Raw genomic sequence first — 20,544 nt, 5'->3', positions numbered from 1 at the left:
GTCGACGGGTGGGGACAAGTCCTGGAAAACGCCCTGACCAGCGATATTTCATTCTAGGAAAGGCTCGACAACACATGAACGTCCGTACCCGTACCGGCGCTGCCGTCCTCACGCTCGCCGTGGTGGCCGGCCTCGGCGCCACCTCCTGCTCGAAATCGCGTTGGTGTGAGCGTGACCAGGGCGATGTCCACGTCGCGGACTCCTACTGTGAACGTGGTGTCGCGGGCTATGAGTGGGAGCCCGATCACGACAAGCCGAAGTACAAGAAGAAGCCCAAGAAGCACTGAGTTTCGGCAGCGGTGTTGTGCCGCAGGCGATCCGAGATGTAACCGTGGCGCAGCCGATGCCGAGTTCGCGCCATGGAGATGCAGGTCAGCGGGTATTCCACCACTGAGCACACCGAATGCTGTTGGGCAGGAGGTGAATCGCTCTTTCTCTATTTCTCACAACGGCGTGAGTAGGTGGGCACGATGACCTATCGGAAGGCAATTCGTATCGTCGCAAGGCATACAGCGCGAGCGCTGTCGGTGTTGCTACTGGCCGCGGGAATCGGGACAGCGATGTCCCCTGGACTGACAGCATGGGCGCAGAGCTGCGCCACGCTCGACGTCGTGATCGCCCGCGGCACAGCAGAACCCGGCTATCTGGGAGCCGCCATCGGCGACCCGCTCTACGCGGTACTGAGTGCGCAACTACCGGTGGACACCACCGCCCACCGGGTCGAGTACCCAGCCGACCTCCTGGTACCGAGCTCGGTCAGCGACGGCACGCGGGCCATGACCAGCCACCTGATCGATCAGGCCGCCGCCTGCCCTGAGCAGCGCTTCGTTCTCGTGGGCTACTCCCAGGGTGCGGTGGTCGCCCACGGTGTGCTCGGCTCAGCGCCGCTGCCCGGCGTGTGGGTACTGCCGCACGAACTGTCCTCGCGCGTCGTCGCGGTGCTGCTGTTCGGTGACCCACTGCGACTCATCGGCGGCACGGTCACACCGTTGTACGCCGATCGCACCGCGAACTATTGCGCCGCAGGCGATCCGGTGTGCGCGGGCGGGGTGTTCCCGGCCGCGCACGGCAGTTACGAGTGGGCGTTCGCGGCCGCGGCCGGACAGGTGGGCACGCGATTGTGAGCCCGCTCAGACGGCGGGCATGACCCCCGACATCACAGCGCCGATCTGCGCCACCGCGCGATCGACGCTGCCCGTCGGCTGGAACAAGTGACTCAATGTCAGCCGGACCATGATCTCGACGATCGAGGTCAGCTCGTCGTCGGTCAGGTCGGCGAATTCGTACCGCTCACGTGCGGTGGTGGTGAGCGCGGCGACGGCCCGTCCGAGTACCGGTTCCGGGTCGCTCACCAGGGCGGGCAGCAAGGCCGTGTCGGCATCCTGGCGAGCCGATAGCACGGCTTTGATCAGGGTGTTGTCGCCCGCGGTGCGCAGTGTGTACTCGGCGGCCGCCGTCATTCCCGCGCGTGGGTCGGCCGGGTGTTCGGCCAGCGTTTCGGCGATCCCGGCCAGGTAGATGCCGGTCTCGCGCTCGATGAGGGCATCCGCGAGCGCTTGCTTGGTGCCGATCTCCTTGTAGAGGACCGGCCTGCTGATGCCGACCTCCTTGGCCACCCGCGACATGTTGACCGCGCCCCAGCCCTCGGTGACGACCATCGTGCGCGCGGCGTCGATCATCCGGTCGCGCAGCAGCTGGCGCATTTCTGCCTGAAAGTTCGGTGGTTCGGCCACCCGATCATCCTACATGTGCCGGTCGATGTGCTCGATTGCTGACAATCTGCTCACTTGTGTATCTATTCGGAACAACACGAGCTAATGTGTAAACGAAGGCGACTTCGGGCGGGTATGTGTTCGGAGTCTCGGTGATCAGGAGAATGGCAATGACGACATCTCGAAGCATCGACAACGAAGCATCGACCACCCCGCCGCACTGGCGAGATCCCAAGCGCTACCTGTGGCTGTTCGGCCTCGTCGCCCCCAGCGCGACGATGCTGGCAGCCGGATTCGTGTGGGTCTTCAACCAGCTCGGTTGGCAGGTCGTCGCGCCCGTGTGGTGGTGGATCGGACCGATCCTGGTGTACGTCTTGCTGCCGACCCTCGACCGATTCTTCGGGCCCGACGGCAAGAACCCACCCGAGGCGGTGATGGCGCAGTTGGAGAACGACAAGTACTACCGCTACTGCACCTACGCCTACATTCCCCTGCAGCTGTTCAGCCTGGCGTTCGCCTGCTACCTGTGGACCGCGGACAACCTGTCCTGGCTCGGCATCGACGGTGGTCTCGGCCTGATCTCCAAGATCGGCCTGGCCTTCTCCATCGGCGCGGTGGGCGGTGTCGGCATCAACACCGCGCACGAACTCGGCCACAAGAAAGACGAACTCGAGCGCTGGCTGTCGAAGATCACCCTCGCGCAGACGTTCTACGGGCACTTCTACATCGAGCACAACCGTGGCCACCATGTGCGCGTCGCGACGCCGGAGGATCCGGCCAGCGCACGGTTCGCCGAATCGTTCTGGACCTTCCTGCCGCGCAGCGTGTGGGGCAGCCTGAAGTCCTCGTGGGAGCTCGAGCGCACCCGCATGCAGCGGCTGGGCAAGAGCACCTTCTCGCTGCAGAACGACGTGCTCAACGCCTGGCTCATGTCGGTCGCGCTGTGGGTGGTGCTGGTCGCGGTGTTCGGTCCGTCCATCCTGCCGTTCCTGGTGATCCAGGCGATCTACGGCTTCTCGCTGCTGGAGACGGTGAACTACCTCGAGCACTACGGTCTGCTCCGGCAGAAGACCGCGTCTGGTCGCTACGAGCGCTGCACGCCCGAACACAGCTGGAACTCCGACCACATCGTCACCAACATCTTCCTCTACCACCTGCAACGGCACAGCGACCATCACGCCAACCCCACCCGCCGCTACCAGATCCTGCGGCACATGGACGGCGCGCCCGAGCTGCCCAGCGGCTACGCGAGCCTGATCGGCCTGGCGTACCTGACTCCGTTGTGGCGCAAGGTGATGGACCATCGCGTCCTCGCCCACTACAACGGCGACATCACCCGGGTGAACATCCAGCCAAGCAAGCGGGCGAAGGTACTGGCGAAGTACGGAGTGAACTGATGGCTTACCTCTGCCCCGTGTGCGACTACGTCTACGACGAGCGATTCGGCGCTCCCCGTGAGGGTTTCGCGCCCGGCACCGCCTGGACGGAGATCCCCGACGACTGGTGCTGTCCCGACTGTGGCGTGCGCGAGAAGCTCGATTTCGAACCGAAGGAAGGCGTGTCCCGATGAACGACTACCGATTGTTCCAGTGCGTCCAGTGCGGCTTCGAGTACGACGAGGCGCTGGGCTGGCCCGAGGACGGCATCGAACCCGGCACCCGCTGGGACGACATCCCCGACGACTGGTCCTGCCCCGACTGCGGCGCCGCCAAGGCCGATTTCGACATGCGGGAGGTGAGCCGCGGATGAGCGGGCGGATCGTCATCGTCGGCACCGGTGTCGCCGGTGCCACCGCGGCGCAGACCTTGCGCCGCGAAGGGTATGCCGACGAGATCGTGCTCGTCGGCGCGGAGCCCAACCTGCCGTATCGACGGCCCGCGGTGTCCAAGGAACTGCTCGCGGGGACCACGTCGTTCGACCGAGCGATGCTGAAACCGGCGAAGTTCTGGGCCGACAACGCGATCGACCTGCGGCAGGCAACCCTGGTGCGTGCGGTCGATACCGACAGCGCGACAGTGCAATTGAGTACCGGAGAGGTGCTCGGATACGACAGTCTGCTGCTGGCCACCGGAGCCAAAGCGCGCACTATCGATACCGCGTCCACCCGCGTGCACACTCTGCGAACGCAGTCCGACGTCACAGCGCTACAGAATGCGATCGATGTCGGCGGCTCGCTGCTCATCATCGGCGGCGGATTGATCGGCTGTGAAGTCGCCGCCACCGCCCGCGGTCTCGGCGCCGAAGTGACCCTGTTGAACGCGGGCCCGGCATTGCTCGATCGGATCGTGCCGCGGACCGTTTCGGACCTGGTCCGCGACATCCATGTCGAGCACGGCGTCGTTGTCGAAAACAGTGTCGCCACAACACAGCTCGTCGACACCGCCGACGGTGTCACGGCCACAACCGCCGACGGCCGGGCCTTCACCGCGGCCGCCGCCCTGGTCGCCATAGGTTCGGTCCCCGACACCGCCTTGGCCGAAGCAGCGGGCATCGCGGTGAACGACGGCATCGTCATCGACCAGCACCACCGCACCTCGGCCCCGGCCGTCTTCGCCGCGGGCGACGCCACCACCGGATTCAACCCCCGCCGTGGCGAATTCGAACGCGGCCAACACTGGAACACAGCGATGTCCGACGGCGCCGCCGCCGCGAAAGCCATCCTCGGCCACCCCGCCACCTCGGCCGAAATCCCCTGGGGCTGGACCGACCAACACGGCCTGTCGATGCAATTCGCAGGCTGGATCCACCCCCACGACGACCTGGTCGTCGACGGCGACCTGCCTTCCCGAGACTTCCTCGCGATCGCCCTGCACAACGGCTGCCCCGTCGGCGCCGTCGCCATGGCAAGACCGAGAGAACTCCGCGCCACCCGGACTCTCATCGCCGAAGGAGACCCGTGGTCGCTGAGCGCTTCCCTCGACCTCGTTCGATCACGCTGAACTGTGGGCCGACCGACTGAACCACAGCCCGGAACAGGTTGTCCCGGCCCGGCCGCGAGATCGCCGACTACGCGATCGCGCGGGGCGTCGGCTCGGGTGAGGTTCTCGTGTTCGGATTCGGTGGGGGAGGTGACTGAGTAGGGTCGGCGGAAAGGCGTCAGGGATGGAAGGTGGACAGTAGTGGGAGTCAATCAGCGGGCGGCGGTGCAGATGAGCACGGACGAGATCGCGCAGTTTCTCGATCGCACCCGGGTGCTCACGCTGGCCACGCTCGACAGGGCCGGGAAACCGCATCTCACCGCGATGTGGTTCGGGCATGTCGATGGGGTGGTCTACTTCGAGACCAAGGCGAAGTCGCAGAAGTCGGTGAACCTGCGCCGCGACCCCACCATCACCTGTATGGCCGAAGCCGGCGACACCTACGACCAGCTGCGCGGCGTCTCGATCGAGGGCACCGCACACCTGATCGAGGACACCGACGACGAGGAGTACTGGCGGGCCGCCATCGACATCTACGAGCGTTACGTCGGCCCGTACAGCCCCGAGGTCCGGCCGTTCGTCGAGACCATGATGAACAAGCGCATCGTGATCCGGGTCGACCAGACCAGGTTCAGGTCATGGGACCACCGCAAGCTGGGCCTGCCCCCCATGCCACTGTCGGGCAGCACCGCCGGGGCCTGAGCGATGGGCCGCGGTAGTGCCCGGAAGCCTACGGCGCCGGTGCCAAGCGGTCCGGTCCGAAGACCTCGTAGTGGATGTTCTCGGACGCGACCCCCTTGTCCAGCAACGCCTCTCGCACGCCGAGCATGAAGGGAAGTGGCCCGCACAGGTACGCGCGGGTGCCCTCGGCGATGGTGATCTCGCCGAGGTCGGCGCGGCCTTCCCGGAGTCCGTCCTCGGGACGGCGGGCGCCAAGATCCTCGTACCAGCGGTGCATGACCGCGAACGGCAGCCGGTCGACGAGCTCGGCCAGTTCGGCACGATGGGCATGGCTGCTCGGCGCGCGATCTGCGTGGATCACCGAGATCGGGCGCGGGTCGGCGGTCTCGGCGAGGTGGCCGAGCATGCCCATGATCGGGGTGCATCCGATGCCCGCGGAGATCAGCAGCAGCGGTGCGTCGTCGTCCTGGAGCACGAGATCGCCGAACGGAGTGGTCACATCGAGCGCATCGCCTTCGAAGGTGTTGCGGTACAGGAAGTTCGACACTTCGCCGGCCGGAGTCGTCGAACCGTCCGGCCGGGCATGGGCATCGACCCGCTTGACGGTGATGCGCCAGTCCTCGCCCGACGGTGCCGAGGACAGGCTGTATTGGCGGATCTGGCGCGCGCCGTCTTCGAGGTGAACGCCCACCGAGAGGTATTGCCCCGGTGAGAAGGACGGTAGGGGAGCACCGTCGAGCGACGTGAGGACGAAGGAGACGGCGTCGTCGGATTCGTGACGCCGCTCGCGCACGCGCACCTGTCGCCAGACGTCACCGTCGACGACACCCGCTCCCCGGTACAGTCCCCGCTCCATCGTGATCAGGGTCTCGGCCATCAGCCAGTACAGCTCATTCCAGGCTGCGGCGACCTCGGTGGTCACGGCATCGCCGAGCACCTCGGCGATGGCTTCGAAGAGGTACTTGTGGACGATCGGGTACTGCGCGGGCTGAATTCCCAAGGAGGCGTGCTTGTTCGCGATCCGCGACAGGATCAGATCGACCCGTGCCTGATCCGGTTCGAGTTGCAGCGCGGCGAAGGCGGCGATGGCGCCGGCGAGCGCCTTCTGCTGGCCGCCCTGCTGCTGGTTGCCGCGGTTGAACAGGTCGCGTTCGAGTTCGGGCGCAGCGGCGAACATCTTGCGGTAGAACAGGGTGGTTATCTCGCCGATGGCGGCGCCAACGGCGGGCAAGGTGGCGCGGATGGTCTCCTTGGTGGTGGCTGAGAGCATGTCATTCTCCATTCGTTGCATCGATCTCGTAGCCCGTGCCGCCTACTCGAGGTAGCGCGAGTAGCACTGTGCGCGTGGGGTTTCGGGTGAGGTCTTCGATGGCGACGGTGTCCAGGGACGCGAAGAAGGCTTCCTGGGCGCGGCCCAGCGCCGACCGCAGCAGACAGCCCGTCCGCAGCGGGCAAGGGTGGGCTCCCTCGCATTCGACGACTTCGCCCTCGCCTTCGAGGCGCCGCACCAGCCAGCCGACCGAGGCGCTGCGCCCGAGCTCGGTGATGGCCAGACCACCGCGGCGTCCGCGGCGGGCGTCCACGACACCGAGTTCGGCCAGTCGGGTGATCACTTTCGCGACGTGGGCGTAGGACACCACCAGCTCGTCGGCGACCTCGCGGCTGCCCGGCCGATTATCGTCGCCGACCACCGCGAGCCGCATGACGACGCGAAGCCCGAGGTCGGTGAACCGGGTGAGTTGCATGGCCCGAACCTATAATAATTCGCATTTCGGATACCAGTTTTGTGAGCGGGGTAACCAGCCGGTTCGCGTCGGTATCAACCAACGGCGATCGGCACTCGGCGGGCGTACTTGTCGCCGTCTGCGGGTAGCCGGGATTCGTGGTTGTCGCGGTCAGGAACTGGCCGCGATGGGTTCTAGCGTGGGGTTATGGGACTTCGAGAGGGTCAGAAGCGGATTGTTGTGACGACGCCCGTTGGGCATGTGGGTGCCCGAGTGGTGCAGTTGTTGGTGCAGGCGGGAGTTCGGCCGACGGTGCTGATGCGCGATCCTGGGCGGCTCGATCACGCGATGCGCGGGTTGGTCGATGTTGTGCAGGTCGACCAGGGGGATTCGGATGCGGTGGTACGGGCTACCGTGGGGGCTGATCGGTTGTTCTGGGTTGATCCGCCCTCGCTCGTGGACGGTGATCCGGTGGCGGGGTATGCGCGGATGGGGGCATCGGCGGCGCGCGCTGTGGCGGAGAACGGGATCGAGGCGACGGTGTTCGTCAGTAGTGGGGGTGCCGAGAAGCGGGGTGGGGCCGGGGAGATCGATGGGTTGGCGCGGACCGAGGAGTTGCTCGACGACACCGGAGCGAATGTGGTGCACCTGCGGTGCGGCTACTTCTTCACCAATCTGCTGACCCAGCTCGACGAGATCCGGGCAGGCACGCTGTCCACACCGTGGCCGTTGGACCATGCGATGGCGTGGGTGGACCCGCGCGACATCGGTGAGGTGGCTGCGATCCGGCTGCTGTCGGACGCGTGGTCGGGGCGTGTCGTGCAGGCGGTGCACGGGCCCCGGGATCTGACTTTCACCGAGGTTGCCGAGATCGTGGGTCGGCAGCAGGGGCATGAGGTCACCCCGATCCACCTCGCCGACAACGAGTTCCGGGAAGCACTGCGATCGGCGGGCCTAGGACAGGGGCACATCGATGGCATCGCCGGTATGTCAGCGGGATTGAGTTCCGGTTATGTCGCCGAGAACCCGCGCACGGTGCTCACCACTACTCCGACAACCCTCGCAGCCTGGGCAAGCACCTACCTGCGATGAACGGAACCGGCCGGCCGCGACAACGAGCATCGCGACCGGCCGGGTATCAGTGCGAGGTCACCAGTGCACCCCGGGCAGTACCCGGCTCATGCGGGCCGCCGAGTTGGGCATCACCATCAGTGGTGCGAGGACCGGGCCGAGCACGGTGAGGGCGTTGCGTGTCGGTTCGGCAGCATCGGCGGTCGCCCTGGGAGCCGACTTGCCTTGTGCAGCAGTGGATTCACCGAAGAAGCGGAAGCCGGTGTGCAGGATTGTGCGCTTGAGCGACGGGAGGAACATCTCGACCGCCTGGGCGAAAGTGCCCACGGGGGTGTCGATGCGGTCGGGGCGTTCCAGCAGCGCACGGACCACGATGTCGGCTGCCCGGTCCGGGTCGGGCAGCGGCAGCGATCGGTAGAGCTCGGTCGGAGCGATCATCGGAGTACGGACCAGTGGCATCCGGATAGAAGTGAAAGTTACTCCGTCGCCACGGTTTTCGACCGCGGCGATATCGCTGAAGTTGTCCAGTGCGGACTTGCTCGCCGCGTAGGCGGCGAAGCGGGGGACCTTGGTCTGCACGGCGATGGAGGAGATGTTGACGATATGGCCGAAGTGGCGTTCGCGCATCGACGGGAGCAACCCCAGGATGAGGCGCACGGCACCGAAGTAGTTGACCGCCATGGTGCGCTCGAAGTCGTGCATACGATCCACGGAGTTGGCTACCGAGCGGCGGATGGAGCGGCCCGCGTTGTTGATCAGGTAGTCGACGTGGTGGTGTTCGGTCAGCACGGTCTTCACCAGGAGGTCCACGGACTCCGCGTCGGTGATGTCGCAGGGGTAGGCGAAAGCGGTGCCGCCCTCCGCGCGCACGGATTCTACTGCGGCCGTGAGGTCTTCGACGCCACGGGCGATCATCAGCACGATCGCGCCCCGGCGGGCGACGGTGTGCGCGGTGGCCAGACCGATGCCCGAGGAGGCCCCGGTGATCAGCACCGTGCGCCCCGAGAGCGGCTGCGCGTCGGCGGCGATACGGCCGCGGTGTGGGTCCAGGTTGGTGCGCCAGAAATCCCAGAGCCGGTCCGCGTAGGTGTCGAACGCGGGCACGGTGAGTCCGGGCAGTTGCGCCTGGGTGGAATCGGCGACGAACTCGGCGGTGAAACCGACATGCGGCGCGACCTCGGCCGGGATGCCCGCCTGCTCGAACAGGAAGTCGCGTACCGCGTTGGCGCCGGGGACGTGGCCGAGCCCGTTCAGCGCACGGGCGCTGCCGGGCACGGTGCCGATGCCGACAGGACCGCCCGCGGCGGTGGCCAGCGCACGGTAGATCTCCCCGAACGGCTGCGGTCGCGGGTTGACCAGGTGGAACGTGCGCCCGTCGAGACCCTCGCGCCGGACCAGGCGGACCATCGCCTCGGCGACGTAATCGACCGGCACTACATTGGTCGCGCCCAGGTCGGGCAGCGGCAACGGCAGTTCGGACGGCAGGGTGGCCAGCGTCGAGATGGCGGAGAAGAAGTAGTAGGGGCCGTCGATCTTGTCCATCTCGCCGGTCCGTGAATCACCGACCACGATCGCCGGGCGATATACCCGCCAGCGCACGTCGGTGGTCTCGCGAACGAGCTTCTCCGCCGCGAACTTGGTGCGGTGATACGGCGAGGTCAGGTTCTGGCCGAGGTCGAAATCCTCCTCGAAGAACTTGCCGCGATGATCGCCCGCCACCGCCACCGAGGACACATGGTGCAGGGTGGCATCGAGGCTGCGGGCCAGCTCGATCACCGAGCGGGTACCCGCGACATTGGCCGCGTGGGCGGTCTCCTCGTCGGCGGTCATGTCGTAGACCGCGCCAAGGTGCAGCACGTGATCAGCGCGCGGCGCACCGTCGCCGAGACCGAGGCCCTCGGCGGTCAGGTCGCCGACCAGCGCGAACACGCGGTCGCCGTCGAGATGTTGCGCATTGTGCGCGGTGAACTTGGTCAGCGACTCGGCGCGCACCAGCACGTGCACGATCGCGGTGGGGTCGGCTGCGAGCAGCCCCCGCACCACACGCCGACCCAGAAATCCGGTACCGCCTGTCACGATGTAGGAAACCATCGCCCCTCCTGAAAATCTCGAAACACAGTGTCATGCAACAGTGATCGGCATGCGGCGGTGGATGCGAAATCAACGGTTGAGGTCCAGCAACTGAATGGCTGGAGAGAAACCGGGCACATCGTCGTCTCGGCTACGCCTACCGTACTCGCCAGTAACCTAGGCGGGCAAGCGAATGGCGCGGCATCGCCATGTGGGAATTGTCACCTGTCGTCGCAGGTCAAAGGGTATGTGTGACAGATACTTTCAGTAACCGGGAGTTTCAGGCAACTTGTCGCTACCGCCGTGGCTGGTCCGCCAGGACGTCGCGGACGGTGCTCGCGATCCTGGCTCGGAACACCTCGGGGGCGAAGGTGTTGGCGTGTTCGCGGATCGTCGTGGGATCGTAGGCCGCCGATCGAAATTCGCGCATGCGGTCGGCCAGCGCCGCGACGACGTCGTCATCGGATCCGGCCGGGACGTATTCGCCGGTGACACCGGGGCGCACCGTGTCGAGGGCGCCGCCGGCGCCGACCGCGAGCACCGGGGTGCCGCAGGCCATCGCCTCCACCGGGACGATGCCGAAGTCTTCGATGCCGGGCATCAGCAGGGCCTGGCAGCGCCGGTACATGTCCTGCAGCAGCTCGCCGGAGGTGGCGCCGAGGAAGGTCGTCTCCGATCCGGCGATCTCGTCGAGTTGGGCGCGGAACCGGCCATCGCCGAGGACGACCAGGCGAACCCCCGCTCGTTGCGCGGCGCGAATGGCGAGGTCGGCGCGCTTGTACGGCACCAGCCTGCCCGCGCACAGGAAGAAGTCCTCGCGCTCCACCGTGGGGTCGGGGGTGAAACGGCTGACCTGCACGGGCGGGTTGACGACCGAGGCGGGCAGACCCCACCAGTTGGTGACCCGCTCGGCGACCGCGTGCGAGTTGGCGATGACGTGCGTCAGCCGCGGTGCGGCGCGCAGTTCGCCGCGCCGAGCCAGGGTGCCCAGGGCGCCGAGGGCGAGTTGACCGACCCTTCCGCCTGCCTCCTGCGCGCGGAACTCGCGATCCCAGGCCCAGCGGGCGGGGGAGTGCACGTAGGCGACGACGGGCGCGTCGCCGGCCAGGGCGGCCTGGGTGGCGAACGCGTGATGGCTGATCACGACGACATCGAAGTCGCGCAACGGCATTCGACGCAGCGCGCGGGGGACCAGCGGGAGCAAGGGGGCGTGCCTACCGCCGGTGTAGGTGTGCGCCTTGCTGAGCCAGGTGTCGTGCACGGTGCGCACGGGTTCACGCAGGCCGCCCGGCGCGACGATCGGCGCGAAAACCTCGGCATCGGGCCAGGTTTCGACGAATTCGCCGACGACGGCCTCGGAGCCGCCGAACTCGGTGAAGCGTTCGTGGACGATGGCGACACGGGTCATCGCAGGGTGCTCGCTTCGATCTGTCGGGGCGCCGCGGTGCGGCGCAGTGCGGGGGCGACGGGACGGCCGCGCAGCAGTCCGTCGACGGTGCCGCGCTCGATCGCGCGGCGATAGACCTCGGCGGCCTCGGCGCACGCGGCGATCGTGGTGGTGATCGCGTCCGGGTCGTGGGCGGCGGAGGTGACGAACGATTGGCCGAGGACGCCGCGGACCAGCAGTTCCTGGAGGAACAGGGTTCGAAATGCTTGCGAGGGTGCGCCTTCGGCGTCCATGGTGCGATAGATGAGGCAGGACGGCCGACCGCGCACCTGGAGGAAATCGGCGATGCCGAGGTCGGCGGCGATCGCGTTCACCCCGTCGGCGAGTGCGCGGCCCGCCTGTTCCATGCGTCCGACGGGGTCCTCGGCGCGGTAGGCGTGCACCACCGCCCGGAACGCGGCCAGGGAGGAGGTTTCCGGGCCGTGCGTCGTCGAGAGCAGGAATACCCGCTCCTGATCGGTGCGCAGCCCGCCCCGCTCCAGGTATTCGCGCTTGCCCGCTAGCGCGGAGATCGGGAAGCCGTTGCCCATCGCCTTGCCCCAGCACGACAGGTCGGGTGTCACGCCGTAGACGGCCTGGGCGCCGCCCGCCGACCAGCGGAAGCCGGTGATCATCTCGTCGAACACGAGCAGCGTGCCGTGCCGATCACACAGTGCGCGAACACCTTCCAGGTAGCCGGGGAGCGGTTCGGCCATAGCGGTCGCGGCCTCCATGAAGACCGCGGCGACGGCGCCGTCGGCCAGTGTCGCCGCGAGCGCGTCGAGATCGTTGTACGCGAACTTCACGGTGTCGACGGCGGGGATGCCGCCCGCCATCTCGGTGGTGCCGATGAACCAGTCGTCGACAGAGAAGAACGGCTGATCGCAGACAGCGATGGTGGTGCGGCCGGTCACCGCTCTGGCCAGGCGGACCGCGGCGGTGGTGGCATCGGAGCCGTTCTTGGCGAACTTCACCATGTCGGCACCGGGTACCAGCGACAGGAAGTCCTGTGCGGCAAGCAGTTCCAGCTCGGTGGGTCGGCTGAAACTGACACCGTCGACGATCGCCGCCGACACCGCGGCGAGTACGGGGGCGTAGCCGTGGCCGAGAGTTACCGCGCGTAGGCCCATCCCGTACTCGACATAGCGATTGCCATCGGCATCCCAGACGTGAGGGCCGTTGCCGCGCACCAGGATCGGCGCCATGGACTCGGGATACTGGTCGGCGCCGCGGGCGTAGGTGTGCGCGCCGCCGGGAACGAGGTCGTGCAGGCGCGCTTGCAGCGCGTTGCTGCGATCGAAGCCGTGGTGGGCTGTCATGGGTGTTCCCCTCCGGTGCCGGGTACGCACGTCGCGGTGGTGCGTGCGGTGCTGAATGCCCACAGCTCGTGATCGGTCAGTTCGCCGTCGACACCGCGGTAGTGGTGCATGGTGCCCTCGTGGCGCAGACCGGCGTCGAGGGCGATCGCCGCACCCGCGTGGTCGGCGGACGGTACAGCCAGTGCCACTCGCCAGATGCCGAGCCGCTCGGTGGCGTGCGTGATCAGCAGACGTAACGTGCCGACCGCGATCTCCGGGGGATCCTCCGGTGAAACCCACACGGCCACACGGACATTGCGATCGAACATGTCCTGATCGAAGAGACGACACTCGCCGGCGTATCGGCCTGCTTCCTCGATGACGAGGACGACGCCGTACTTGCCGCGAAGCCCCATGCGAGACGACGCCCTGGCCCGCCACCACTCCCGCCTGGTGTGCAGCCGAGCCCAGTCCGCGGGCTGTGCCGTCGGTGCGAGCAGTGGCCTGGCGCGGATCCGCGCGGCGCGGCGGGACCTGAAATCGCCGGTGCGCCAGCGTCGTAACGTTATCGAACCCCGCTCGTCGCGGGGCGTGCCCGCGGTAGCGGCGCGCAAGGGGTCGGCGATGTGGCGCATCCTGCCGAGGCAGTAGCGTGTGCGGGCTCGCAGAACCGTGCGCCTCGATATCGTGGCACCGGTCGTCGAGCCGGGGTGGTCGGGCGGGGTCTCGGCAGTGGGGTGCGTCGCGAGGTAGCCGTCGAGCCAGTCCGCGGCGAACCCGCCCGCGGGTATCCGATCGCTGGTCACCGACCACAGCTCATGGTCGACGCGGCCGCTCCCGACGTCGAAGTACCCGGCCATGACCGCTTCCATCGTCCAGCGCTGCCGGACCGCGCGCCGTGCACCGGCATTGGTGACGGCGATCGGCGCGGTGATCCGCTCCAGACCGACAGTGCCGAAGCCGAAGTCGAGCAGCAGCGACCCGGCGAGCCCACCCGCACCGCGCCGGGCTACCTCGGCGTCGACCCACACGCTGAGCTCGGCGGCACCGGAGTCGATACCGACCAGCTCGAGCTGCCCGGCGAACCTGCCGTCGATCTCGAGCACGGTGCTCACCCGTCGTCCCGCCCTGGCTTCGGCTCGGGCAGTGAGGCATTCGCGCACCCAGCGGGTCGCGGTGTGCCGCTGCTCCCAGGTCAACGGCGAACGAAACCAGAACGGTTCGAGACAGTCGCGATCCCGCAGGCGAATTCGCTGCCACTCGGCGAAATCACCGAAAGCCGGCGGTCGCAGCCGCACCGTGACACCGTGCAGGCGCACCGGTCCCAGCACCACCGAGGCATACGACGAACTCATTGTCGCGGCCGTTGTTTGCCCATGGCCACGGTGCGCAACGCGCCGTCGGTGCCGACGGCCAGCCGCCAGTAGCTACCGGCGGGGTCCTTGAGCACGAGTCCGGCCTCGGCGTGGTCGGATAGCCAAGCGCCGCTGGACAATACGGCCGAGCGGACGGAGCCGTCGTTGCCCTGCGCCTGGAACAGATCGGCGTCGCCGTGCCCGGCGCGGGTGATCACGGTGCCGGTGAACCGTGAGGTGCGCATCCCGCTGCGCCCGATCACCTGCCACCCGTCGGGAAACACTCCGGCCCGCAGATCGTCGGAGGTGCCGGAGATGAGGTTGATCGCGGTGCCCTCCGCGCAGTCGGTGGGGTCGATGCGCAATTCGGCGGCGGGACGGTCGGATTCCTGATCGAAGACCACATTCGCCAGATACGGCTGCCTGCAATACGCGAGATCGATCCCGACCGAGCGGGCCGCCACCTTGCAATTGACCATGCCGAACTGGGCGGGTCCGCCCTTACCGCGTGTCCCGACCGAGACCGCGATATCGGCGCCCTCGAACCAGATATTGGTGAGCCACCAGTCGTTGGCCGCACCGTCGACCATGAGATGGCGATCGGTGGTGCGCGGATCGCGATCGGAGACGAATTCGACGTTGGTCAGCGCCAAGCCGGCATTGTGGTCGTTGCCGGTACCGAGCACGCCGACATAGTTACTCGTGAATTTCGATGAGGTGACGTAGTTCTGGATGCACTGCGTTTCCAGCCCGACCCCGAAATTGTTGATATCGCAGTTGATGAACGCGGTGCCACCGGTATTGCGATCCAGCACGACGCCACGCTGGGCGAGGAAGCGAGGATGGTTGTCGCTGAGGTGATTTCCGCGGATCACGACACTGTCGAAGGAACAGCGGAAGCATTCCGACAGCACGAAACCGGTGGCGCGCGGTCCGGTGAGATAGAAACCGATGCGGGAGAACCGTACCCGGCTGCGCTTCTCCAACCGGATCAGCGTGACATCTTCCTCGCAGAACACGACGCTGGAGTCCCCGCCGTCGCCGAGAACCGTTGCGTAGTCCGGCATTTCGGGCCACGACCGGACGCGATAGGTGCCCGCCGGGAAATACAGCACCACCGGTCGGTCCCTGGCGGCCGCGGCTGCCGCGATAGCCGCCGTATCGTCGGCTTTACCGTCGCCGATCGCCCCGAAATCGCGGACGTTGCGGGCCGCGGGCGTATCGCTGACGTGCGGTGACCGGAACTCGGCACTCGGTTCCGGGTCGGCGGCACACGCCGCGGCCAATGGCAGCACCGCCGCCGCGCCGAAGGTGGCCGCGAGCAGCCGCCGCCGCCCCACTGATTCCTCGTTCACAGGGGCAGCCGTTCCAGGAAACGGGCCAGAGGAGCCGACGGTCTGCTGTACACCACCGCTCCGGTGAGTTTCGCGGCGCCGAGAGTGGCGAGCGCGCCACGCAATCCGGGCCTGGACAGCGCACCGAGTTCGACGATGCCGACGGTCGCGTCGCACAGCGGTGCCACGCCGATCGCGTCGGCGGCGACGGTGACCGGCGCGGTCTCCACGATGACATGGTCGAAACGCGACGTCAGGTCGGTGAGCAGATCGGCGAACCGGGCCGACACGAGCAGATCCGGCGTCTGCTGATCGGCCGCACCGAGCGGCAGGAACGCGATCCCGGTCTCCGACCACGGCGTCAGCGCCTTGGCGACGGGCAGGGTGGCGCGCAGCACCGCCGCCAGCCCCGGGCTGTCGCTGGTGATGAACTCGGTGCTGCCGCCGCCGCTGGTGTCGGCGTCGACGAGCACCACGTGCTGACCGCTGTCGGACAGCGAACGGGCAAGTGCCATCGCCACATCCGGCTCCGACCGCGGCGACAGACTCGTCAGCTGCACGGACTTCGCGGGGTCGTGCTGAAGCAGGCGGCTGCGCAACCGCCGCGTCTCACCCGCGGCACCCGGCCTGCCCGCATCGATCACACCGAGCACCGGAACGGGCAACGCGGCCGCCACGGCATCCGAGGTCCGCAGCGAACGGTCGGTGCGCTCGCGCAGCAGCGCCGCGCCGCCACCGAGAGCGAGACCGGCGATCAGACCCAGGAGCACGATCCGGCTCGGCGGCGGTTCCAGCGGCGTGCTCGGCACCTGCGCCCGGTCGACCACGGCGACCCGCGCTGCCGGTGCCGCGTCGCGCTGGATGGACTCGAGCTCGTCGACCAGCTTGCGGAACTGTGCCACCGCGGCATCGGTGAGATCGCGGGCGCCGGCCGGCGTCGAATCCTGCACCGAGATCACGATCACCGAGGTGGCGGGCGGGGAACTGGCGGTGATCCGCGCGCGCATCTGCTCCGGCGTGAGCTTCAATCCCCTCTCGTCGACCACCCGCGCCGCGACCGTCGTCGAGGCCGCCAGATCGAGGTAGGACCGCACGCGCTGCTGCGCGGCCAGACCACCCTGATAGGAGTCGTTGACCGAGGTGCCCGTCGCCATCGACACATACATCGAACTCGACGCCGCATAGGTGCTCGGCAGTGTTTGCGCGTAAGTCCACGCGGCCGCCGTGCACACCAGCACAACACCCACGATCAACAGCCATCGCTGTCGTACGATGCGCCAGATATCGATCAAACCCATCGCTGGGACTCCATTTCCCCTGATACCACACATGATTCGGTGCGCCGGAACTCCTCGACCACCAGATACACCAGCCACGCCAGCACCGCGGTCTGCACGAATTTGCCGAGATTCTCCATGCTGCCGAGAATCCCGCGCTCGAACAGCGTCGAGGCGCCGGTGATCGCGAAACCGAGCACGACCACCGGAAACCACCGCGAATACAGCGAATACGACCAGGCCAGCAGTAGCGCGAAGGTGAACACCGCGCACACGACGACCCCGGTGTAACCGCCGAGCACATAGCCCTCGTTGAAATTTCCCTCGGCGAGCGAGACCGTCACGGTGCTCATATCCACCGAGGCGCCGCGCACCTCGTTCGCCCACGCCGTCCCGGACTGGAACTTCTCCAGCCCGAGCAGCGGCGCCGGGATGAGGCTCAGACTGGCGTGCTGGGCCACCTCGGTCGGTGTCAGCCAGCCGCCGGGACCGTAGAACAGTGCGTCGGTCGCGGCCTCGAGTAGATCGAACCGGCGCAGGATGCTCAAGAACGGTTGCACGGTTTCCGGGTAGATCGCATCGACCGAGGCCGCATCGCGGGCCGCGGTGCCGGTGGACTTGAACGACTGCAGCCAGCCGAAGCCGATCACACCGATCACGCCGATGCCCGCGACACCGAGGGCGGTGCGCCGATTCCAGCCCATCATCGAGAACCGGATGGCCAGTGCCAGGGCGGCGCCAAGGATCGGGGTCTTGGACTGCACCACCGACGACCACCACAGCTCACCGACCAGGAGACAGCCGAGGATGACGGCGGTGCGGCGCGGGTCGGGTGGTCGCAGGAAGATGATCAGGCCGATCGCGGCGATCGAGGCCGGGACGGCGAGGAACGCCAGCAGCGGGTTGGCGCTGTCGACCTCACCCGCGGTGCCCGCCGACCCGGACGCGGTGCCTGCCGCGCGCCCGAGCATGCCGAGCACGTACAGCGCGATCAGCGCGGGCACGAAATCCGGATCGTCGAGGGCGGCGGCACGGCGCAGGGGCCTGCGGTGCGCCCAGATCGCATAGGCGACAACCAGCGCCGCGTACACCCACAGCCCGAAGACGACATGCTGCAACGCGAGCGCGATCCCGCGGTCGTAGCCGAGATCGGCCAGACGCGGATCGGGCACGTTGTCACCGAAGTGCGGTTCGGGCCGCACCGCGAGCAGCACCAGCGGTCGCGCCACATACGACAGCGACCAGAACACGGCCTGCGCGATGAGGAACACCCGGGCGACGCCGGGCACCCACAGGGCAGCGACCGCGATGACGAGCAGCGCGGCGGCGACGGCGGCGACGGTGGCAGAACCGGTCAGGACCTGACCTCCTGCGCCAGCGCGACGATCTCGCGCGCCCGATCCACATAGCGGTGCCCATCGGCTACGACGCGGCGGTGCCCGGCGGCGGCCACCGCGGCGACGGTGTCGGGTTCGGCCGCGCACCGGTCGAGGATGTCGTGGAGTTCGCCGGTATCGGAGAACAGGAAGCATTCGGTGGTGTCGTCGAGCAGCTCGGCGTGCTCATCGGTGCGTTCGCCGACAAAAAGTCCACCGGCAGCGGGCACTTCGAATGTGCGGCAGGTGTGGGTGTCGCGGTTGTCGGAGTTCAGCAGCACCAGGTTCGCGCCGACCTGGGCGACCGCGGCCGAATACTGGGCACCATAGACGGCCCTGCCCACGTGGGCACCGGTGGCGCGCAGTTCGGGTACCCGGCGCCAGCCGGGCCCACGCACCAGCATGCGCTCGCCGTAGCGCCCGGCCAGTTCGACCATCGCGGCGCGGCGGTCGGGGCGGCACACACCGATGAAGCCGACCAGGTAGTCACGTCCGTCGCGGCGGGCGGTCCGGTGGTGCCAGGCCGGATCGTAGGCGCTGCGAACGAAACCGACGGCCCGGGCGCCGCGCGCCCGCAACTCGGGCACATTGTGGCGCTTGGTGGTGACCACGAGATCCCACTCGGGCTCGTGCGCGAGGTAGGCGGAGGTGAGATTTTCCGGGTTCGCCACATCGTCGGCGCTGTAATGCACATGCAGCGCGGCTGGCAGATCGAGCAATCTGCGCTGGTCGAGATGGATTCCCTTGAACACGAACACCATATCGGGATCGAAGGCCTCAGCGCTACGTTCGATTCGCTCGTGTAATCCGCGCACCTCCCACGGCGCCCGTTCCTTGCGTGCTTTGGCGTAGATCCAGGGCGGCGACAAACGGGTCGGCAAGGTGATCGCGGTCGAGTCGACGACGAGCACATCGTGGCCCGCCTGACGGAAACCGTCGGCCAGCGAGCGGGCATTGCTGCCGATCCAGTCGTCGCCGATGAAGAGGATTTTCATGCGGAGTGGTCCTTGTTACGCCGGTCGCGCAGGACCAGCATCCTGACCCGCGCGAGATACCAGGCAGCGACGGTGTATTCGACCAGCACGCTGCCGTAGACGAGGGTGTGTACCGAGTGGGTGCGGAAGGTCAGCCCGAGCGCGCAGGCCGCGATCACCGTGCCGATCACGGCGCCGGCGAGCACACCGAAGGTGTCCTGGCGGACCGGCAGGATCGCGGTGGTGACGAACGAGGTGACGGTGGTGGCGGGCAGGATCAGGATTTCGATCCGCAGCAGTGATGTCGCGCCGAGGAATTCGGTGCCGAAGATCACCTCGATCAAGAACGGGGCCGTGACCCACACCAGGGCACTCACCAGCGCGGCCAGCGCGACACAGGCCGCGAGCACCCGCACACTGTCACGCCAGAAGTTGCCGTCGCTACTGCGTCGCGCCATGCGCGGCAGTAGGGCGAAACCGATCGGGTCGAGCAGCGATTGCAAGGCCCGAACGAGGCGATCGCCCGCGGAGTACAGGCCGAGGGCGGCCGCGTTCAGTACCACCGAATAGATCGCGGCGGCACCCTGGCCGTAGGTGGTGATCAGCAAGCGGGAGGCGAATACCGGCGCGCCCGTGCGCAACAGCTCACCGACATCGCGCGGCCGCGATGGCCGGCCGTAGCGCCGGGACGTGTCGATCCAGGTGGCCACGACCGTCGGTACCGACGACACCAGCAGGCACAGCACCGCGACCTGCGCACTCGGCATGCGCGGCAGCACGCCGACCAACAGGGCGAGGTAGCCCAGCCGCCCGATGCCCTGATAGACCGTCGACGCGCCGAAACGGCCCTGACCGATCAGCAGCCAGTCCTCCGACATCGACCAGAACCCGCCCGCGAACAGGCCGAGCAGGATCATCTGCACCGGTTCGGGCACCCCGAACACCAGGCCGGCACCGAGTGCCAGCCCGAGTATCAGCAGCAGGCTCAGCCGCACGGCGAGGTAATCGCCGCGCAACTGGTTGATCGCCGCGAACCGTGTTCCGGCACCGTGGTTGTCCTCGGCGTCGGGCACGCGCGCGGCCATGAACGAGGTGATGCCGAGATCGACGATCAGCGAGCCGATGAAATAGGCCGACATCGCCATCGCGAGCAGCCCGAGACCGTGCGCGCCGAGCACCCGGGCGATCAGCGGCACCGTGATGAAGGTGACGAGATACTGCCCGTACTTGCCGAAGCTGACGAACCCGATATCGCGCAGGACCGCGAGCGGGCTGGACTTGTCGTGCTTGCCGGATCCGTGCTCGTCGTCGGGTCGGCGCTGCGCGCC

At 67.6% G+C, this 20,544-nt stretch carries 20 protein-coding genes; 8 read left to right on the top strand and 12 right to left on the bottom strand.

What is annotated here, in order from left to right; translation table 11 throughout:
- Positions 1–74 precede the first annotated feature (74 nt).
- Together ACFWO8_RS15125 and ACFWO8_RS15120 are read left to right on the top strand one after the other, a co-directional pair.
- Positions 75–287 carry a hypothetical protein gene (locus ACFWO8_RS15125; RefSeq protein ID WP_358059451.1) on the top strand — a complete coding sequence of 71 codons (213 nt, stop codon included), beginning with the start codon at positions 75–77 and terminating at the stop codon, positions 285–287.
- A 183-nt stretch (positions 288–470) separates the two neighbouring features.
- A complete protein-coding gene (locus ACFWO8_RS15120; protein WP_378950173.1) occupies positions 471–1,124 on the top strand; it encodes a cutinase family protein in 654 nt (217 codons plus the stop codon).
- Between the two features lie 6 nt (positions 1,125–1,130).
- Here the strand turns inward: ACFWO8_RS15120 and ACFWO8_RS15115 are convergent, their stop codons facing one another.
- Positions 1,131–1,733, bottom strand: a complete 603-nt coding sequence (locus tag ACFWO8_RS15115) for a TetR family transcriptional regulator (RefSeq protein WP_378950171.1) — start codon at positions 1,731–1,733, stop codon at positions 1,131–1,133.
- A gap of 149 nt (positions 1,734–1,882) precedes the next feature.
- Here ACFWO8_RS15115 and ACFWO8_RS15110 point away from each other — a divergent pair, with 149 nt between their 5' ends.
- The 5 genes from ACFWO8_RS15110 (at position 1,883) to ACFWO8_RS15090 (ending at position 5,332) form a co-directional block, all read left to right on the top strand.
- The gene (locus tag ACFWO8_RS15110; protein WP_378950169.1) at positions 1,883–3,109 is read left to right on the top strand and encodes an alkane 1-monooxygenase; all 1,227 of its coding nucleotides are present in this window, start codon (positions 1,883–1,885) and stop codon (positions 3,107–3,109) included.
- The gene (locus tag ACFWO8_RS15105; protein WP_378914549.1) at positions 3,106–3,282 is read left to right on the top strand and encodes a rubredoxin; all 177 of its coding nucleotides are present in this window, start codon (positions 3,106–3,108) and stop codon (positions 3,280–3,282) included. The genes ACFWO8_RS15110 and ACFWO8_RS15105 overlap by 4 nt, the downstream gene beginning before the upstream one ends.
- Complete coding sequence (locus ACFWO8_RS15100) at positions 3,279–3,461, top strand: rubredoxin (protein ID WP_378914490.1); 183 nt, start codon at positions 3,279–3,281, stop codon at positions 3,459–3,461. The genes ACFWO8_RS15105 and ACFWO8_RS15100 overlap by 4 nt, the downstream gene beginning before the upstream one ends.
- Entirely contained in the window at positions 3,458–4,651 is a 1,194-nt protein-coding gene (locus ACFWO8_RS15095) for an NAD(P)/FAD-dependent oxidoreductase (RefSeq protein ID WP_378950165.1), read from the top strand. Before ACFWO8_RS15100 ends, ACFWO8_RS15095 begins: the two co-directional genes overlap by 4 nt.
- A 180-nt stretch (positions 4,652–4,831) precedes the next feature.
- Positions 4,832–5,332: a pyridoxamine 5'-phosphate oxidase family protein gene (locus tag ACFWO8_RS15090; protein ID WP_378950163.1), complete on the top strand. Its 501-nt coding sequence runs from the start codon at positions 4,832–4,834 to the stop codon at positions 5,330–5,332.
- Between the two features lie 28 nt (positions 5,333–5,360).
- On the opposite strand, the gene ACFWO8_RS15085 is transcribed toward ACFWO8_RS15090, so the two are convergent.
- Both ACFWO8_RS15085 and ACFWO8_RS15080 read right to left on the bottom strand, forming a co-directional pair.
- The gene (locus ACFWO8_RS15085) at positions 5,361–6,581 is read right to left on the bottom strand and encodes a globin domain-containing protein (RefSeq protein WP_378950161.1); all 1,221 of its coding nucleotides are present in this window, start codon (positions 6,579–6,581) and stop codon (positions 5,361–5,363) included.
- A 1-nt stretch (position 6,582) separates the two neighbouring features.
- A complete protein-coding gene (locus ACFWO8_RS15080) occupies positions 6,583–7,056 on the bottom strand; it encodes an RrF2 family transcriptional regulator (RefSeq protein WP_378950158.1) in 474 nt (157 codons plus the stop codon).
- Positions 7,057–7,242: 186 nt separating this feature from the next.
- Between ACFWO8_RS15080 and ACFWO8_RS15075 the strand changes: the two genes are divergently transcribed.
- Positions 7,243–8,127 carry an NAD(P)H-binding protein gene (locus ACFWO8_RS15075; protein WP_378950156.1) on the top strand — a complete coding sequence of 295 codons (885 nt, stop codon included), beginning with the start codon at positions 7,243–7,245 and terminating at the stop codon, positions 8,125–8,127.
- Positions 8,128–8,184: 57 nt separating this feature from the next.
- On the opposite strand, the gene ACFWO8_RS15070 is transcribed toward ACFWO8_RS15075, so the two are convergent.
- The 9 genes from ACFWO8_RS15070 to ACFWO8_RS15030 form a co-directional block, all read right to left on the bottom strand.
- Positions 8,185–10,197, bottom strand: a complete 2,013-nt coding sequence (locus ACFWO8_RS15070) for an SDR family oxidoreductase (protein WP_378950154.1) — start codon at positions 10,195–10,197, stop codon at positions 8,185–8,187.
- 274 nt (positions 10,198–10,471) lie between these two features.
- Positions 10,472–11,584: a glycosyltransferase gene (locus ACFWO8_RS15065; protein WP_378950151.1), complete on the bottom strand. Its 1,113-nt coding sequence runs from the start codon at positions 11,582–11,584 to the stop codon at positions 10,472–10,474.
- Positions 11,581–12,921: a glutamate-1-semialdehyde 2,1-aminomutase gene (locus tag ACFWO8_RS15060; RefSeq protein ID WP_378950149.1), complete on the bottom strand. Its 1,341-nt coding sequence runs from the start codon at positions 12,919–12,921 to the stop codon at positions 11,581–11,583. The genes ACFWO8_RS15065 and ACFWO8_RS15060 overlap by 4 nt, the downstream gene beginning before the upstream one ends.
- Positions 12,918–14,255: a GNAT family N-acetyltransferase gene (locus tag ACFWO8_RS15055; protein ID WP_378950147.1), complete on the bottom strand. Its 1,338-nt coding sequence runs from the start codon at positions 14,253–14,255 to the stop codon at positions 12,918–12,920. Before ACFWO8_RS15055 ends, ACFWO8_RS15060 begins: the two co-directional genes overlap by 4 nt.
- Positions 14,252–15,610: a glycosyl hydrolase family 28-related protein gene (locus tag ACFWO8_RS15050; protein ID WP_378950145.1), complete on the bottom strand. Its 1,359-nt coding sequence runs from the start codon at positions 15,608–15,610 to the stop codon at positions 14,252–14,254. The genes ACFWO8_RS15055 and ACFWO8_RS15050 overlap by 4 nt, the downstream gene beginning before the upstream one ends.
- On the bottom strand, positions 15,607–16,887 hold the full coding sequence (locus tag ACFWO8_RS15045; protein ID WP_378950143.1) for a GNVR domain-containing protein: 1,281 nt from the start codon (positions 16,885–16,887) through the stop codon (positions 15,607–15,609). The genes ACFWO8_RS15050 and ACFWO8_RS15045 overlap by 4 nt, the downstream gene beginning before the upstream one ends.
- Positions 16,878–18,176, bottom strand: coding sequence for a hypothetical protein (locus ACFWO8_RS15040; RefSeq protein WP_378950919.1), 1,299 nt, complete (start codon positions 18,174–18,176; stop codon positions 16,878–16,880). The genes ACFWO8_RS15045 and ACFWO8_RS15040 overlap by 10 nt, the downstream gene beginning before the upstream one ends.
- 44 nt (positions 18,177–18,220) lie before the next feature.
- Entirely contained in the window at positions 18,221–19,237 is a 1,017-nt protein-coding gene (locus ACFWO8_RS15035) for a glycosyltransferase (RefSeq protein WP_378950141.1), read from the bottom strand.
- On the bottom strand, positions 19,234–20,475 hold the full coding sequence (locus ACFWO8_RS15030; RefSeq protein WP_378950916.1) for an oligosaccharide flippase family protein: 1,242 nt from the start codon (positions 20,473–20,475) through the stop codon (positions 19,234–19,236). Before ACFWO8_RS15030 ends, ACFWO8_RS15035 begins: the two co-directional genes overlap by 4 nt.
- Between the last annotated feature and the right edge of the window lie 69 nt (positions 20,476–20,544).

The organism is Nocardia sp. NPDC058480 (genome assembly GCF_042720495.1).
GTDB lineage: Bacteria > Actinomycetota > Actinomycetes > Mycobacteriales > Mycobacteriaceae > Nocardia.
Note: the sequence above shows the minus strand (reverse complement) of the source record. Positions and strands in the feature narration are given on the sequence as shown.